The sequence below is a fragment of the Streptomyces sp. A18 genome (genome assembly GCF_059026065.1).
The window spans coordinates 1-16,810 of sequence record NZ_JBWLKL010000008.1; the positions used below are offsets into that span (position 1 = coordinate 1).

Below are 16,810 nucleotides of genomic sequence, written 5' to 3' on the forward strand. Positions count from 1 at the left end.
CGGCTGCGCCGATTCCGCTGCGCTCCACCCTTGACACCCGTCCCTCCACCGCGCGAGGGAAGACGACCGGACGGCCCGAGGAGCGGGACTCTCGACCACTCCCGGTGGCTGTGCGGCTTGCCTGCCGGGTGCGGACCGGATCTTCCGGCGTGACCGTCACGGGCCCCTCACCGCCGGGCGCGCGGCCGGTCCGGGGATGGGTGCCGGTCTCGTCAAGCGTCTACCGACCGGATCTCCCGGGGCGGCGCAAGGCGGGAGAGGTGCGCGCGGCGGGCCCGGGGGCGGGTGGCGCTCGGTAAGCGGCCGGCCGACCGGACCTTCCAGGGTGGGCGGTGGGCGGTGGGCGTCGCGGGGCAGGTGTGCGCTGGTGGCGGCGCAGCTCGTTGTCAGTGGGTGGGAGTTGTGACCTCCGTTGCAGGAAAGTCTCACTCCGCCACGCGTATGGGGCTGGCTTGGTGCGACTTTCTTGCAAGCCGTGGGGTGTGGCTCACCTACTTTGGGAAAGTTGTGTTCTGGCAGACAGGGGGCGCACGCGTTCCGTGATGCGCCTTCTCGGGATTTGGTGCCGGCCACCCCCCTAGCACCCGCCCCAACAGCGGGCGGCTGCTGACCCGCTAGCCCATGGGGTTCGGGACCTTGCCGGGGCCCTGGCGGGGCCAGTCGCTCGGGGACGGGGCGGCTCGGTCCTTGAAGTCCTCCTCGCGCCAGCTGCCGTCTCGGCACACGTAGGACCGGGCCTTGCCGCTGACGTCCCATGCGCCCTCGTCCACACAGGGCTCCTTCCCCTGAGGAGGGGTACGCCAGCGCCATCGTCCGCTGATCTGCTCGCACCACACCCGCGTACCGTGTCGGGTCACACCAGCCCTACCCCGCTCCTCCGCCCGACAACTGGGGTTGTGCCAGCCCCACTTCGCATCCTCCTCCGGAGCCATGGTCACCGTGGGCAGTGGGCTGGGGGACGGCTGCTCCGGGCAGCCGGTGGGCGTCCGGTGGCTCGGCGGCGGTTCTGTGCCCGGCCGGACGCAGAACATCCCTCCCTCCCCGCCTCGGGACTCCCCGGCGGAACGCGGCTCAACAGCCCCACCGCTCCCACACGCGGTGATCAGCGCCAAGACGCCAACGCCGAACAGAAGACCGGGTGTTCGTATCCGCCCCATAGGGCCGCAGCCTACTGAGCCATGCCCGGCGCCCCCGCCCCCAGAAAAGCCGGTCGGCCGACGCTTGACGAGACCGGTGCCCACCCCTGGAGCGACCGCGTGCCCCGTCCCCTGACGGTCACCCCAGAAGATCCGGTCCGCGCCCGGCAGCGAGACCGGACGACCCAGCTCGCTCCCCGATAGCCCCGCCTCCTGGGCCGTCCGGTCGTCTTCCCCTCGCGCGGTGGAGGGGCGGGTGTCAAGGGTGGAGCGCAGCGGAATCGGAGCAGCCGACGCGACCGAAGGGAGCGCCCTTTACACCCGGCCCGCAACCGCCAACCTCGCGACAACCGGGCGGCCCCGGCACGCAGCAAGGCCGCAGGCCCGCCGAAGCCCGGCCTCCGGCGCTCTCACCGTGCGGGACCAACGAGCGAAGCACCCGCGGCCTTCCCCATCTGATCGAGCTGGCCGAGGACGTCGATACGAACTCGCCGTGGAGGCCGTGGAGATCGTCTCGCCGTCCTCGGTGGACCCTTTTCACGGACCCCGCCCCGATCGTCTACCGGGAACGCGCTTCCGAGCCCTACGGCAAGAAGCTGAAGCCGGCCTACTGGGGCCAAGGGCTGCCGGGAGATGTCACTCCTGGCTCCCGGAGGGGGCTGTCCCTGTGTCCGACCCGGTAGAACCCCGTGGGAAGGACACCTCGACGCGGCGGTTCTTCTTGCGGCCCTCCTCGGAGCCGTTGTCCGCGATCGGATAGTCCTCGCTGTAGCCGCGTACGGAGTACGTGACCTCGGGGCCCAGGTAAGCGGCCATCTTGTCGTGCACCGCCTCCGCGCGTTCGCGGGACAGTTTCTTGCCGTGGTTGTACGAGCCGAGGTCGTCCGTGAAACCGAACACCCGGACATTCGTGGCCTTTTGAGCCTTCGCCTCCTCGGCGATCGCCTTGATACGGGCGTTCGCCTCGGGGTTCAGCTTCGGGCTGTCCTTCGGGAACAACACCTCCGCCTGCAGCGCGAACTTCACGTCCGTGTTGGTGTCCTCGCGCCGCTCCTCGCCCCCGAGGTCTTCGACCACGGACTTGATGTCCAGGACCTTCGCGGGCGCGAGGGTCGCGCCGTCGGCAAGCTTCAGGCCGGGGCTGTTGGAGTCGACCTCCTGGGGCGGGGTGGAAGTTGTGCTGCCGGGGGGTGCGCTGGGGTCTTCGTCGTCGGCGGAGGCGGGGGTGGCAGTGCCTGTCAGGAGGAGCAGGGCGGCCGTGAGGGTGGCGGTGGCGGTGGCTGTCGCCAGGGTGCGGGGGCGTGGTCGGGGGTGGGACATGGTCACTCACCCTCGGCGAGTTCGATGGAGGCGGGGGGCATCCCGCCTACCTGGAACGACACCTTCTTCGTCCCCTCCGGCGGGGCGGGGAACTGCGCGAACCAGTCGGCCGTGTTCCCCGAATCGATGCCACCCTCGAACTTGGTGCAGAGGCAGCGCCCGGTGGTGTCACGCAGGACCAAGTACCGCTTCTTCCCCTGTTCATCCACAAGACTTGCACCAGCAACGGACCCGCCGTTCTTCTGCAACTCCTGTTCGTCTCCGCGCCATTGACCACCGGTCCAAAGACCGCCAGAGGTGTTCGTCACCTTGCCTGAAACGGTAAGGAAGCCACCCTCATCGCGTTTGGCCGAGTTGATGACCAGAGTCACCCCGTCCCCCTTGGACTCAGCGAGAGTCTGGTCGGCAGCGGGTGGCTGCGACTCCTTCTCGTCGCCCCCATCGTCGTCCTTTGCCGGCGCGGAGGGCTTGGAGTCCTTGTCGGACTTGTCGTCGCCCCCACCGCCGCCGCAGCCAGCGACCGTGAGGACCAGCCCAGTCGTGATCGCCACAGCGGTCATTGCTCTGCGAGTCATCATGGTGCGCCGAATGTTCATCGCTACGGCTTCCTTCTTTCGTCGATCACTAATCAGTCGGCCAGGTGCACGGAGAAGAGGACGGATGCATCCGGGAGATCCTCGAGATCGAATTCCTCCGGATCGAGCTCGAAGGAATCGCCGCCGTCACACTCGAACTCCACTTTCTTCTCCGGGTCGGAAGATGGAGCGATCCCGCAGCGCGGCTTGATGATGGCGGTTGCCCCGGCCTTGGCGTGCTGGGACTCCGTGCCGGGAATGATCGAGTCGCCAACGGTGTAGTTGGTCTCGATCTCCACCCGGTAGCCCGGGTATCCGTTCACTTCGTCCGGGCCAAAGCCAGTTACGGCCGAGTCGTTGTCGGCGGCCAGTTCATCAGCCGCAGCCTGGGCCCCGTCGCCGGTGAACTTGTCACCGTCCAGCCAGTCGAGCCAGGCATCGCCATCCCCAATGGATTTGCCCAACCCTTCGACCAGCTCATCCCTGGAGTCCTGTGCAGCGGCCAACGCTGCGGCGTCCGCTGCCGACTGGGCGCCGTTGCGCGCAGATGCCGCTTGGGCAAACGCAAAGAAGGCGAACGCAACGAAAAGCAGAATCCCCGTCATCCAGATGTAGATGGGGAGAGTCTGCCCTCGGTCGCTTCGCAGTGAGAGGCGCTCCGTCACCCGCCGCCGATGACGTCGCCCACCGCGTTGCCGATTGCCGTGGAAATCTTGTTGTCCAGGGCCAGGCTGTCGATCAACGTATAGATCCCGGCAATCAAGATCATGAGCCCCGCATACTCCACAAACCCAGCCCCCGCATCCCGCCCCCTCCCCCGAACCCGGGAAGCCACGGTCACGGTCCAGTCCACCCAGACTCTGAGTACGCGATCCTTCAGCACGACGGCCCCTTCTCTCCCACCCGATACACGCATAAGCACAAGCACAAGAACCCGCACCGCCGGCGCAACCCATTCCGACGCCGCTGTCGCCATAGGCAACGTACGCGAGATCTTGTGACCCAACAGCCACTCTCCGCAACCAATGTCGTTTGATACGCGGAAGTTGTGGAAGTTGGCGAGTTCCCTTCCCCGGCGGTGAGGTCATCACGCACCCCGGAGGCATGTGGCAGAGGTCCGCGACCGGGCCGGTGGTGATTCCATCCGTCTCACGACTTCCCCTCCCGCGAATCCCGTGAACTCGTCTTTTGCAAAGGCCAGTCGGGGAATCCGACCCCGGCAGGGGCCACCCCCGGAGTCACCGCGCCCTTCCCGCCCTCCGGGCGACTGTCCCACATCGGGTTGCAGCCGCGAAGAGGTTTCGCCGAGTGGCTTGATACCAGCTCCCACCGCAGGGCCCGCCGCACCGGTCACAGCACCCTCACTTCCCCAGGATCGAGCCGAAGTCCGACCCCGAGCCGAGGAACATTCCCGCCGCGATCAGAATCATCGTGGCCGGAAGCATGAAGACCAGGGTCACCATCGTGGCCTTGGGGATCGTCTTGGCCGCCCTGCGGCGCGAGTTCTGCGCGTCCGTGCGGCGCATGTCCGTCGCCAGTTGGATGAGCGTGTCCGCGATGGGCGAGCCCAGCTCCTCGCCCTGTTGGAGTGCCGAGACGAACTGCGACACCTGCTCCGAGGCGTTCCTGCGGCGCAGTTCGTCGAACGCCTGGCGGCGGCTGACTCCCATGTCCATCTGGCGCAGGGTGATTCTCAATTCGTCTGCCCACGGGCCCTCGTAGCGCTCCGCCACGCGGTCAAGCGCCTGGCGGAAGCCCAGGCCCGCCGACACCACCACCGCCAGTACGTCCAGGAAGTCCGGCAGCGTGCGGTCGATGACCTCGCGCCGCTCCCGTATCGCCTGCCAGATCAGCGCGTCCGCCGCCGTCACGCCGAAGGCGAAGGTCAGGAGGCCGAAGAGCGATGAGCCGTTGGAGAAGAAGACCAGGCCCATCACGAAGCCGAACAGTCCGTACACCGCACGCCTCGCCGCGTAGCGGTCGATCGTCAGGCCGCCTGGGTTGCCCGCCATGTCGATCTTGCGGCGCTTGGCGTCCACCCGTTTCGGGCCCATCAGGCGCAGGACCAGCGGTGCGAACCGCATGCCCAGGCGGTCCACCGCCGAGCCCGCCGTCGAGACGCGGGTGGCGCCGACCTCCAGGGCGATGGCCAGGTCCGTGGGGAGCTTCGCCTCCGCGCGGTACATGCGCACGCCTTGGCAGACGCCCGCCACGGCGAGTCCCATCACCACCGCCAGAGCCAGTGCCAGCAACGTGACTCCCCCTCCCACTCGAATCGGTTCTCAGACTTCGATCTTGCCCAGGCGTCTGATCACGAAGAAGCCCACCGCGTACAGGCCCAGCGCGATCAGGATCAGCATCTGGCCCATCGGTGAGCCCGTCACCCTCGCCAGCGCTCCCTCATTGGAAGAATTGATGAGCAGCAGGGAGCCGAGGCCCAGGAGCGGCACCGTGAACGCCGTCGCGTGGACCTCCGAGAGCATCGTGCGGACCTCGCGGCGGGTCTCCTTGCGGTCCTCCAGGGTCTGGGTGAGGTTCCGGAGGGAGTTCACCACCGACCCGCCCGCCTTGTTGGAGAGCACCAAGGTCGTGACGAGGACGATCAGTTCGCGGGACGGGAGGCGTTCCGCCAACTCCCCCAACGTGTCGTCGACCGAGCGGCCCAGCGTCAACTGATCTGCCACCATCGACAGTTCCTCGCCTGCGGGGGCCTCCAGCTCCTCCGCCGCCATTGCCAGCGATGTGCGCAGGGCCAGACCCGCCGCCGTCGCGTTGGCCAGGATGCGGGCCACGTCCGGGAGTTGGTTGATGAAGGCCTCGATCCGCTTCTGGCGTTGCCAGTTGAGGAACACCACCGCGCTCCAGACCGCCACCACTCCCGCGATCGGGCCGAAGAACGGCGCCAGCGTCGCCGCCGCCATCAGCCAGAGCGCGGCGACCACCGCCACGACGTAGACGAAGAACTCGCCCGCCGTCAGGTCGAGTCCCGTCGCCGAGAGGCGCAGGTGGATGGAGCGGCCCAGGCGCGTGCGGCGCAGGCGGCGGTCCACGGCAGAGAAGCGGCGGCCTCGGCCGGCGGTGTCGCCCGTGCCGGGGCCGATCGAGAGGCGGTCCACCAGCGCCTGGCGCTGGGCACGCCCCGACGCGTACGCGTGGATTCCCGCGACGGCGAGCGTGCCGGTCAGGATCGTCGCGCCGAGTGCCAGGAGAGCGGCTTGGTTCTCCATCAGCCGCTCGCCATTCTCGTACGCTCCCTCGCGTTCATGCCACGACCTCCCAAGTACGCTCCCCCGCGCTCATCCGATCGCCTCTCTCGTGTTCAGTACGTCGATCGCCTGCGCCACCCCGAAACCGGGCGGCACCGGCTCCCCCGCCACGTACAGCCGCTCGGCGACGGAGCGCGGCAGCGGCAGGTGCTCGAAGTAGCCGTGCACCCGGCGGTCGAAGCCGCCGCCGCCCGGTTGGTGCGGGACGAAGCGGGTCGCCGGGGCGATGCGGAACTGTTCGCGGCCGTGCGAGACGAGCAGGACTATCTCGGCGATCTTGCGGGAGCCGTCCGCGTGCCGGGCGAGCTGGACGACCACGTCCACCGCCGAGTTGATCTGGTCCTTCAGCGCCTCGAAGGGGATCTGGACCTCCGACATCGAGCCGAGGGTCTGCAGGCGCATCAGGGCGTCCTCCGCCGTGTTCGCGTGGACGGTCGCCAATGATCCGTCGTGGCCCGTCGACATCGCCTGGAGCATGTCCAGGGTCTCGCCGCCTCGTACCTCGCCGACGATGATGCGGTCCGGGCGCATACGGAGGCTGTTGCGGACCAGGTCGCGAATGGTGATCTGGCCCTTGCCCTCGACGTTCGGGGGGCGCGATTCGAGGCGGATGACGTGGTCCTGCTGGAGCTGGAGCTCCGCCGAGTCCTCGATGGTGATGATGCGTTCGTGGGCGGGGAGCAGGCCCGAGAGCGCGTTGAGGAGCGTTGTTTTCCCGGAGCCTGTGCCGCCGCTCACGATGATGTTGAAGCGGGCGCGTACGAAGGCGGAGAGCAGGAGCAGCATGTGCTCGTCGAGCGAGCCGAGCCCGATGAGCTCGTGCAGCGTGTACGCGCGGGGGAAGCGGCGGATCGTGAGCGTCGCGCCGGTGAGGGCCAGGGGCGGGATGATCACGTTCACTCGCTCGCCCGTGGGCAGGCGCGCGTCGACCATCGGGTTCGACTCGTCGACGCGGCGGTTGACCGTGGAGACGATGCGTTCGATGGTCTGCATGAGCTGCTCGTTCGACGCGAAGCGCAGGGGGAGTTGTTCGACTCGGCCCGCTCGCTCCACGAAGATCGAGTCGGGGCCGTTGACCATGATCTCCGTGATGGAGGCGTCGGCGAGGAGCGGTTCCAGTACGCCGAGTCCCAGGGCCTCGTCCACGACGCGGCGGATGAGCTGGGAGCGCTCCGAGGTCGAGAGGACAGGGCCCTCGCGGCTGATGATGTGGCCCATGACGCGTTCCAGGCGCACCCGGCGGTCCGCCGTCGTGAGGGACGACATCTCGGCGAGGTCGATCTCTTCCAGGAGCTTGGCCCGGTAGACGGCCACGAGGCCGTCGTCGCGGCTGGGGTCGCTGCCCTTGCCGTGGTCCTGCGGGGTCGCTATGCGGTCGCGGAGGCTCATCGCTTCTCTCTCAGCTCCCGTCTTCGTCTTCGTCGTTGGGCATGGTGGCCGACTTCGTGACGGACCACCCCGCGTCCACGAAGGGCAGCAGGGTGGGGACTTGGACGGTGACATCAGCCGTGGTCGTGGCGCCGCCTCCACCGAGGGCGACCTGAGCGTCGAGGTTGCCGTCCATCGCCGCCAGGCCCGCCGCTTCGCCGCCCTCGCCCTGGGAGGCGACGCGTGCTGCCGCGCGGGCGCCCGAGCCTGCTTGGTTGACGGCGTAGCCGACGAGGCCCAGCTGGATGGTGGCCAGGCCGATGAGGAGCAGGATGGGCAGGAAGCCGGCGAATTCCAGCATGGATACGCCTCGGTCGTCGAGGCGCGCTCTCTTCAGCCGAAGCCGCCGGTGATCCAGTCGAAGCCGCCGGTGATCCAGCCCGTCCGGCGTTCGAGGACGAACTCGGCGGAGCCGGTGATCGACGGTGCGCAAAGGCCGGCGGCAACCTGTCACCCGTCCTCACCCTCCTTCGCCGCCCCCGCCTCCCCGCTCACGCTCCACCCCGCGTCGATCCCGGGGAAGAACAGCGGGACGTCCGCGTCCACGTGGGCCTTCCACACCGCCCCGTCGTCCGTGCAGGACACCTCCGCGCCCTGCCATGCCGACGGCAGATGCTCCTTCGCCGCGGACTCGCACGCCGCGGCCCCGCCCTCGCCCACCGCGTACGCGGCCGTCGCCGCCCGCGCCGCCTCGTCCGCTGCGTTTCCCGCGAGGGAGAACGTGTAGCCGTACAGCGCGCACTGCCACAGGAGGCCCATCACGGCGAGCAGGAGCGGGAACATTCCGGCGAACTCCAGCGTGACCGCGCCCCGGTCGCCCCCGACGCGCTTCCGCAGGGTGAGCCGCTTGGCTCCGGCGGACGCCGCCTCCGGGTCCACCAGGCCCAGTTCGCCCGCGAGGGCCCACAGCGCCTGCTTCACCGTGGACTTGCTGTCCAGGTCCTGCATGCGGCCCGCGTCGACCGCGCCCTGCAGCTCCTTGAAGTTCGCGGGGACGGTGGTGCGGGCCGCCCGTGTCCCCGTCACCCGTTCCACCAGGGAGGGCTGGATCTCCGCGCCCTTGCCGTGGCGGTTGACGACGGTGAGCGTCTCCTCCGCCTTGCGGATCTGGAGGCGGTCCCACAGGCGCACCATGCGCTTGGCGGCGCGTACGGAGACGACGTCCGGGGTGACCAGCAGGAGGGCTTGATCGGCTAGTTCGATGGCCGCCGCGCTCGCCCCGGTGACGTACGTACCGCAGTCGACGAGCACGACGTCGTAGCGGCTGCGCAGGGCGCCGAGCGTCTGGCGGGCCACCCGGTCGGTGATCTCCTCGCCCCGCTCGCCGTCGCCGGGGGCCAGGAGGAGGCCGATGCCGGTCTCGTGGGTGTAGACGGCATCCTGGAGGACGCGGGGCGTGATGTCGGTGATCGCCGCGAGGTCCGCGATGGAGCGGCGGAACTGGACGTCCAGGTAGGACGAGACGTCACCGGACTGCAGGTCCAGGTCGAGGAGGGCGACCGTACGGCCGGACGCCCTTGCCGCAAGGGCGAGTTGGACCGCGGCGAGGGTCGTGCCCACGCCTCCCTTGGCCCCGCTCACCGCGACCACGTGCCCGCCGCCCGGGGACTCCCCTGTACCGGTGTAGAGCTCGAGGCCCGAGCCGCCCAGGTGCCTGCGCATCCCGGCGGACCAGGCCGCCGCCGCGTGCACCCGCTCGGCGAGCGCGTCGTAGGCGAGCGGGAAGCCGACGATGCCGCGGGCGCCGGAGTCCATGGCGGCGGTGAGGAGGGTGGGGCTGGTGTCGGCGGTGATGAGGACGACGCCGACCGCGGGGAAGCGCAGGACGAGGTCGCGGATGAGGTCGAGGGCGGGGACGGGGCCGATGCGCTCGTGGATGAGCACGACCTCGGGAAGCTCGTCGAGCGACTCCGCGGCGAGGCGCGCCAGGGTGTCGAGCAGCGCGGTCGAGTCCGCGACCGGCAGCGCGGGTTCCGCGTCCGGCAGTTGTCCCGTCAGCGTCGAGAGCGCTCGGGCTGCGTCCATGTCCCCCACGGCGGGCAGGATGCGGACCGTCATGCGGGATCACCTCCCGCCAGCAGGCGCTGACGATCAGACCTCTCCCGCCCACCCGACCGATCGCCCCGAAGCAACATCCGCAGGCCCCCTACTTGTCCTCGTCGAGTGTGTAAGTCCGGTCGCCCCGCGGGATGGCGCTCTCCCCGCCCTGCCCCACCAGGGCGAGCCGCACATGCGTGGCGAACGACTCCGCGTAGGCCACGCGCTGTGCGTCCGCCGTGTCCAGGGCGAAGGTGATGGGCACCGCCTCCGTCGCCGTACGACGGCTGTTGGAGGCGCGATCGTCCTGGTCGGGGTCGAGCGCCGTCAGCCTGCCGACGTCGATCACCTTCGCGGACTCGACGATGACCTTCGACTGGTCCTTGGCGTTGTCCGTCTCGCCCTTGAAGGTGGCGTAGATGTTGACCGTAGAGCCGGGCGTGATCTTGCCCGCCACGCCCGTCGCCGCGTCGATCATGATGGCGATCTCCTGCTGCCCCGGCTGGAGTTCGGGGCGGTTCACGATCATGTCCGTCTGGAGCAGCGAGCCCTTGCGCAGCTCCGTCACCGCGATCTTGCCGCGCACCTGGCGGAGATCGGTGACCGCGTTCTCCGAGAGCCACCGCTCGGGCATCTCGACCTTCTCGAACTGGTCGGCGCTCAGCTCCTTGTAGGGGGCGATGTCCCCCTTGAGCTTGTACGCGGCCACCTCCGGCCCCACCTTCGAGTTCACGTCCCGGATCACCGAGAGGACGCCCGCGAACGCGCCGAACGCGGCCAGGACCGACAGGACCAGCAGGATGACGCCGCGGCGCTGGCGTGAGTTCATGAACCGGACTACCTCGATCGGGAGCGGATGGCTACGGACAGTGATCGGTGTGGGGCGCGTTCAGTTCGGGTCGTATCGGGTTCGTATCGGGTTCGTACGCACAGGGGACCTGGTCCCTATGTCGCGCCTCGCGGCAGCGCTCGTAGAGCGGGGGCGGGGGCGGATGCGGGCGCCGAGCGTTCAGGGGGCGGCGGCAGTGGCGCGGCGCAGAAGCCGCAGCGGTCGCCGATGAGTTCGAGGCCGCACCAGTGGCAGTCGTCCCGCCGGACGGACGACACCAGTTGGTAGAGCACGGAGATGTCGGGGATCGCCGCGGCGAACTCGACGAGCTTGCCCGTCGCCCACCAACGCGCGGACTCGCCCGGAAGGCGCGCCTCCGACACCCCCTGGGTCCGCCACGCGGGGGCGAGTGTCTCGGTGACCCAGTCGGATGTCAGTTGGCCGGTGGCGTACAGCATCTTCGTACTGAATCCGGGGCCGGGGAGCGTCGCGTCCCCCGTCACCTTGATCAGCTCGGGGCGCGGCGTCGCGAGGACGGCGAACTGGGTGCCGGGCACCCATGACTTGGCGTGCGACTGCAGGGTGACGGGTACCCGGTCCAGCTTCGCCACCGATCCGAGCAGCGCGCCCGCGTAGATGTAGTGCGACAGGAGACGGGCGGCCGAGGCGAGTACGCCGGGGCTGAAGTCGCAGATCGACAGCTGGCGGAGCTGGAGCGCGAGGACCGCCATGCCGAGCGGCGGCAGGTCGGGGCGGAGGATCGAGATGCGGTCGCTCTCCAGGACGGAGCGGATCGCGTACATGCGCTGGACCACGGCGGACGGCGCGGAGGCGGGGCACAGGACGATCACATAGCCGTGGTGCTCGACGAGCGTGTGCATCTCGGTGAGCGCCTGGTCCAGGGAGTACGTCCGCGGTGACTGGACGGCGCTCTGGAGGACGGCCGCCGACGGGGTGTGCCGGTCGGGTGATGGCAGCACCAGGTCAGGGCCGGTGACGGCTATGGCGGTCGGCATATGCACACCCCCCGGTCTTCGTGCACTTCGCACCGGACTCTGCGCACTTCGGCCCGGTCTCCGTGCACTTCTGCACTTCTGCCTCAGCACCTTATCCAGGTCATCGCCACCTCAACACCCAACTTCCCACTGTTCACATTGAGGTTGGCCGGACTGGCGAGGTCCCGGTGGTGTCAGAGGTCTTGACAACTCAATTGGTCTGGACCAGCTTGTACGACCAAGTGAGAGCTCTCCGAATGCCCCAACTCCCCCCACCGGAGGCAGAAGTGGACCACGCACGCGGCAGGACACGCAGGAAGGCAGGTTCCGTCATCGGGATGGCAACGGCACTCGCCCTCGCGCTCACCGGCCTGCTCACCGGCGGCGCCGACGAAGCCGACGCCGAGACCCGCGCGGTGCCCAAGCACGCGGTGACCGGCTACTGGCAGAACTTCAACAACGGCGCCACGGTCCAGAAGCTGAGCGACGTGCAGGACGAGTACGACATCATCGCGGTCTCGTTCGCGGACGCGACCGGCACACCGGGCGAGCTGGCCTTCAACCTCGACTCGGCCGGGCTCGGCGGGTACACCGTCGACCAGTTCAAGGCCGACATCAAGGCCAAGCAAACGGCCGGGAAGTCAGTGATCCTCTCGGTCGGCGGCGAGAAGGGCGCGGTGTCGGTCAACGACTCGGCGTCCGCGACCGCCTTCGCCGACTCCGCGTACAAACTCATGCAGGAGTACGGTTTCGACGGCGTCGACATCGACCTGGAGAACGGGCTCAATTCGACCTATATGTCGCAGGCCCTGAAGTCCCTGTCCGGGAAGGCCGGTTCGGGGTTCGTCCTGACCATGGCCCCGCAGACGATCGACATGCAGTCGACGTCGAACGAGTACTTCAAGACGGCGCTCGCCGTGAAGGACATCCTCACCGTCGTCAACATGCAGTACTACAACAGCGGTTCGATGCTGGGCTGTGACGGCAAGGTCTACAGCCAGGGCTCGGTCGACTTCCTCACCGCGCTCGCCTGCATCCAGCTGGAGGGCGGCCTCGCCCCCTCGCAGGTCGGCATAGGCGTCCCGGCGTCCGCGAAGGCGGCCGGCGGCGGCTACGTCTCGCCGTCCGTCGTGAACCAGGCCCTGGACTGCCTGGCGAAGGGCACCAGCTGCGGTTCCTTCAAGCCGTCCAAGACGTACCCCGACATCCGGGGCGCGATGACCTGGTCGACGAACTGGGATGCCGCGGACGGCAGTTCCTGGTCCAAGGCGGTGGGACCGCACGTCCACGGCCTGCCGTAGCCGGCGGGCACGCCCTCACACCTGCAGCGCCGCCGCTCCCCCGGCGGCGCTGCGGCATGCGCGCCGACCGTCAGAAGAAGTTCCCCCAGTCCTGGTCGTAGATCTGCTTGACGCACAGCACCAGGAACAGCAGGCCCGCGATCGTCAGCATGCCGTTGCTGAGCCAGCCGTTGCGCCACTCGCCGGGCGTGCGCGAGGAGTTGAGCAGCCAGACCAGGGTCAGCGCCAGGAACGGCATGAAGGCCGCGCCGAGAACGCCGTAGATGATGATCAGGCGGAAGGGCTCTCCCTGGAAGAGGAGAACCATCGGCGGGAACGTGAGCCACAGCAGGTACGCACGGAACGGCACCGACTTCTCGCGGGCCCCGGACGCCACCTCGGTGCCGGAGAGCGCCTTGTCGTCGGCGCCCGCCCGCAGCTTGCGGTAGCGCTCGACGAAGTCCGCGAACATCAGGCTCACGCCGTGCCAGACGCCGATCAGCGAGGTGAAGGACGTGGCGAGGAAGCCGATCAGGAAGAGCTTGGCGGTGGCGCCTCCGTACTCCTTCTCCAGGATGTCGGAGAGCTGCACCAGACCCTTGTCGCCGCCGGCGATCGCGATGTTCGCGGAGTGCAGCAGCTCGGCGCCGACGAAGAGCATGGAGACGACGAAGATGCCGGTGGTGATGTACGCGACGCGGTTGTCGAGCCGCATCACCTTCATCCAGCCCGTGTTCGTCCAGCCCTTGGCGTTGACCCAGTAGCCGTACGCGGCAAGGGTGATGGTGCCGCCGACGCCGCCGATCAGGCCGAGCGTGTTGAGGATGGAGTCCTTCTCGTCGGGCAGCACCGGCAGCAGGCCCGCGAACGCGTCGCCCAGGTTCGGGGTGACGCGGATGGCGAGATAGAGGGTGACGACGAACATGATGCCGACGAGCACCGTCATGACCTTCTCGAAGACGGCGTACTTGTTGAACCAGACGAAGACCAGGCCGACGAGGCCGGTCAGGATCGCCCACCACTTGAGGTCCATGACGTCGGGGAAGAGGGCCTGAAGCGGCAGCCCGGACGACGACATGGCCGCCGCCCCGTACACGAAGCCCCAGATCACGACGTAGATCCCGAAGTACCACGACGTCCAGCTGCCCAGGCTCGCCCAGCCGTCGAAGAGGGTGCGCCCGGTCGCCAGGTGCCAGCGTCCGCAGGCCTCGGCGAGCGAGATCTTCACGACGCAGCCGATGACGGCGGCCCAGAGCAGGGTGTAGCCGAAGTTGCTGCCCGCGATGAGCGTGGCGACGAGGTCGCCCGCGCCGACGCCGGTCGCGGCGACGACGATGCCGGGTCCGATGTATTTCCAACTGGACTTGCGCGGCTGGGGAGCCGCATCTCCCGTGGCAGTGCCACTGCCTGTCGTTTCAGCCATGCCGATCAAGAAACCGCATGGCGGCCCACGGCACAAGGGGTTGGCCGAAGACAGCGTTGACCTGAGCATGCCAGAGCTCCACGATGGGGCCGCGCAACCCGCACCGCACACCTCGCACGCGTCGCACTGAACCACCCCCCCACCCCCAGGAGACTTCATGCGACTCCGCATACGCGGCAGAAGATCCGCCGCACTCGCGGTCCTACTCGCCCTCGCAGTGGCGGCTCCCATCACCGCCAACGCCTCACCGGACTCCACCGACCGGACCGCACGCAGCACGGCGGCCGACAGCGACGAAACGCGCCAGTACGAGATCCCCCTCGGCGACGACCGCGCCGAGCGCACCGCGCTCGCCCGCACCGGCGTCGCCATCGACGAGGTCCACGCCCGCGCGGTGGTCGTCTCGGCCGACACCCGCGAGGCGGCACGGCTGAGGGGCGCGGGCTACGAGCTCAAGGCCCTGGCCGGCCCCCCGAAGCGTACGAACGGCCTGCCCGTGGAGGCCAAGGACTTCCCGCCCGCGGACGCGAGATACCACAACTACGCGGAGATGAACGCGGAGATCGACCAGCGCATCGCGGCCCATCCGAACCTGATGAGCAAGAAGGTCATCGGCAAGTCCTACGCGGGCCGGGACATCGTCGCCATCAAGATCAGCGACAACGTCGCCACCGACGAGGCCGAGCCCGAGGTCCTCTTCACCCACCACCAGCACGCCCGCGAGCACCTGACCGTCGAGATGGCGCTCTATCTGCTGCGCGAACTCGGCGACGACTACGGCACGGACGCGCGCATCAAGAAGATGGTCGACGAGCGCGAGATCTGGATCGTGCCGGACCTGAACCCGGACGGCGGCGAGTACGACATCGCGACCGGCTCCTACCGCAGCTGGCGCAAGAACCGCCAGCCCAACAGCGGTTCGTCGAACGTCGGCACCGACCTGAACCGCAACTGGGCCTACCGGTGGGGCTGCTGCGGCGGCTCGTCCGGCTCCACGGGCTCCGAGACCTACCGCGGTCCGAGCGCCGAGTCGGCCCCCGAGGTGAAGGTCGTGTCCAACTTCGTGCGCAGCCGCATCGTCGGCGGCAAGCAGCAGATCAGAGCCTCCATCGACTTCCACACGTACAGCGAGCTGGTCCTGTGGCCGTACGGCTACACGTACAGCGACACGGGCCCCGGCCTCACCCAGGACGACCGCGACGCGCACGCCGCCGTCGGCCGGAAGATGGCCGCGAGCAACGGCTACACGCCGCAGCAGTCCAGTGACCTGTACATCACGGACGGGTCGATCAACGACTGGCTCTGGGGCAACCAGAAGATCTTCAGCTACACGTTCGAGATGTACCCGTCCTCCGCGGGCGGCGGCGGCTTCTACCCGCCCGACGAGGTGATCGAGCGGGAGACGAACCGCAACAGGGACGCGGTCCTGCAGCTCATGGAGAACTCGGACTGCATGTACCGCTCCATCGGCAAGGAGCAGCAGTACTGCACCGGTTGACCGGACCGGGCGGTCCGAAGGGCTGTCGCCGTGCGGCGGCGGCCCTTCGCGCAGGTGCGGCGGCGCCCGAACAGGACGACGATGGACACATAGAGGCCGCGGCACGATCACCGTCCCAGAGGGGGGATGGAGATGTGTCATGCGCGTCCACAAGGTACGCCCCGACATCAGCGCCCTGAGCGACAGCCTGGAGGTCCCGGGGATCGGGCACATTCCGGTCAACGCCTTTGTGCTGCACGCCACCCAGCCCGTCGTCGTCGACACCGGTCTCGGGCTGCCCGACCGCAACTTCCTGGAGTCTCTCGCCACCGTCATCGACCCCGCCGACGTGCGCTGGATCTGGCTCACCCACCCGGACCGGGACCACACCGGCGGGATCTTCGATCTGCTGGTCGCGGCGCCCAAGGCGCGGGTCGTGACCACGTTCGCGGGCGCGGGGATCATGTCCTGTGAGCGCCCGCTGCCGCTCGACCGCGTCTATCTGCTCAACCCGGGGCAGACCCTGGACGTCGGCGACCGCACCCTCACCGGGTTCCGGCCGCCCCTGTTCGACAATCCGGCCACGGTCGGCTTCTTCGACGACAAGTCGGGGGCCTGTTTCAGCTCCGACTGCTTCGGAGGGCCGATGCCCACCGCCGATCTGGCAGAGGCGGACGACGTCCGCGACGTGCCCGTGGCGGATCTGCGGGCCGCGCAGCTGCTGTGGGCGACGGTCGACAGCCCCTGGGTGCAGATCGTGGACCAAGGGAAGTTCCTGGACAGCTTCCAGCCGCTGCGGGACGGTGCGCCCGAGGTCGTCCTCTGCACGCATCTGCCGCCGGCCCTCGGCATCACCGGGACGATGATGGACACGCTGGGCTCGGCGCCCGGGGCCTCGCCGTTCGTGGGTCCCGACCAGGCGGCGCTGAAGCAGATGCTGGCCGGCTTCGAGCCCGCGGGCGGGCACCCGGTCGCGACATGACGAGGGCGCCCCGGACCGTCGCGGCCCGGGGCGCCTTCGGTGACGTACGAGAGTGACGCCGT

16 protein-coding genes are annotated in these 16,810 nt (G+C 68.9%); 3 read left to right on the forward strand and 13 right to left on the reverse strand.

What is annotated here, in order from left to right:
• Positions 1–614 precede the first annotated feature (614 nt).
• The 12 genes from AC5P1C_RS15265 to AC5P1C_RS15320 form a co-directional block, all read right to left on the reverse strand.
• Positions 615–770: a hypothetical protein gene (locus AC5P1C_RS15265; protein ID WP_493866356.1), complete on the reverse strand. Its 156-nt coding sequence runs from the start codon at positions 768–770 to the stop codon at positions 615–617.
• Between the two features lie 1,002 nt (positions 771–1,772).
• Positions 1,773–2,456, reverse strand: a complete 684-nt coding sequence (locus AC5P1C_RS15270; RefSeq protein WP_493866357.1) for an OmpA family protein — start codon at positions 2,454–2,456, stop codon at positions 1,773–1,775.
• 2 nt (positions 2,457–2,458) lie between these two features.
• Positions 2,459–3,052, reverse strand: a complete 594-nt coding sequence (locus tag AC5P1C_RS15275; RefSeq protein WP_493866358.1) for a hypothetical protein — start codon at positions 3,050–3,052, stop codon at positions 2,459–2,461.
• Between the two features lie 32 nt (positions 3,053–3,084).
• Complete coding sequence (locus tag AC5P1C_RS15280; protein ID WP_493866359.1) at positions 3,085–3,696, reverse strand: pilus assembly protein TadG-related protein; 612 nt, start codon at positions 3,694–3,696, stop codon at positions 3,085–3,087.
• Complete coding sequence (locus AC5P1C_RS15285) at positions 3,693–3,884, reverse strand: hypothetical protein (RefSeq protein WP_493866607.1); 192 nt, start codon at positions 3,882–3,884, stop codon at positions 3,693–3,695. Before AC5P1C_RS15285 ends, AC5P1C_RS15280 begins: the two co-directional genes overlap by 4 nt.
• 508 nt (positions 3,885–4,392) lie before the next feature.
• The gene (locus tag AC5P1C_RS15290) at positions 4,393–5,283 is read right to left on the reverse strand and encodes a DUF5936 domain-containing protein (RefSeq protein WP_493866360.1); all 891 of its coding nucleotides are present in this window, start codon (positions 5,281–5,283) and stop codon (positions 4,393–4,395) included.
• A gap of 30 nt (positions 5,284–5,313) precedes the next feature.
• Positions 5,314–6,258 (reverse strand): type II secretion system F family protein, encoded by a 945-nt coding sequence (locus AC5P1C_RS15295; protein ID WP_493866361.1) that lies wholly within the window; start codon positions 6,256–6,258, stop codon positions 5,314–5,316.
• A gap of 69 nt (positions 6,259–6,327) precedes the next feature.
• A complete protein-coding gene (locus AC5P1C_RS15300) occupies positions 6,328–7,686 on the reverse strand; it encodes a TadA family conjugal transfer-associated ATPase (protein ID WP_493866362.1) in 1,359 nt (452 codons plus the stop codon).
• A 10-nt stretch (positions 7,687–7,696) separates the two neighbouring features.
• Positions 7,697–8,026 carry a TadE/TadG family type IV pilus assembly protein gene (locus AC5P1C_RS15305; protein ID WP_493866363.1) on the reverse strand — a complete coding sequence of 110 codons (330 nt, stop codon included), beginning with the start codon at positions 8,024–8,026 and terminating at the stop codon, positions 7,697–7,699.
• Positions 8,027–8,175: 149 nt separating this feature from the next.
• Entirely contained in the window at positions 8,176–9,783 is a 1,608-nt protein-coding gene (locus tag AC5P1C_RS15310) for a CpaE/TadZ family protein (protein WP_493866364.1), read from the reverse strand.
• Positions 9,784–9,871: 88 nt separating this feature from the next.
• Positions 9,872–10,591, reverse strand: a complete 720-nt coding sequence (cpaB, locus tag AC5P1C_RS15315) for a Flp pilus assembly protein CpaB (RefSeq protein WP_493866365.1) — start codon at positions 10,589–10,591, stop codon at positions 9,872–9,874.
• Between the two features lie 116 nt (positions 10,592–10,707).
• On the reverse strand, positions 10,708–11,607 hold the full coding sequence (locus AC5P1C_RS15320; protein ID WP_493866366.1) for a hypothetical protein: 900 nt from the start codon (positions 11,605–11,607) through the stop codon (positions 10,708–10,710).
• A 317-nt stretch (positions 11,608–11,924) separates the two neighbouring features.
• Between AC5P1C_RS15320 and AC5P1C_RS15325 the strand changes: the two genes are divergently transcribed.
• On the forward strand, positions 11,925–12,887 hold the full coding sequence (locus AC5P1C_RS15325) for a chitinase (RefSeq protein WP_493866367.1): 963 nt from the start codon (positions 11,925–11,927) through the stop codon (positions 12,885–12,887).
• 70 nt (positions 12,888–12,957) lie between these two features.
• Here AC5P1C_RS15325 and AC5P1C_RS15330 read toward each other — a convergent pair whose 3' ends face one another.
• A complete protein-coding gene (locus tag AC5P1C_RS15330) occupies positions 12,958–14,289 on the reverse strand; it encodes an Nramp family divalent metal transporter (RefSeq protein ID WP_493866368.1) in 1,332 nt (443 codons plus the stop codon).
• Between the two features lie 157 nt (positions 14,290–14,446).
• On the opposite strand from AC5P1C_RS15330, the gene AC5P1C_RS15335 reads away from it, so the two are divergent.
• Positions 14,447–15,787, forward strand: coding sequence for a M14 family metallopeptidase (locus AC5P1C_RS15335; RefSeq protein ID WP_493866369.1), 1,341 nt, complete (start codon positions 14,447–14,449; stop codon positions 15,785–15,787).
• 139 nt (positions 15,788–15,926) lie between these two features.
• Complete coding sequence (locus tag AC5P1C_RS15340) at positions 15,927–16,748, forward strand: MBL fold metallo-hydrolase (RefSeq protein WP_493866370.1); 822 nt, start codon at positions 15,927–15,929, stop codon at positions 16,746–16,748.
• The last annotated feature ends 62 nt before the right edge of the window (positions 16,749–16,810 follow it).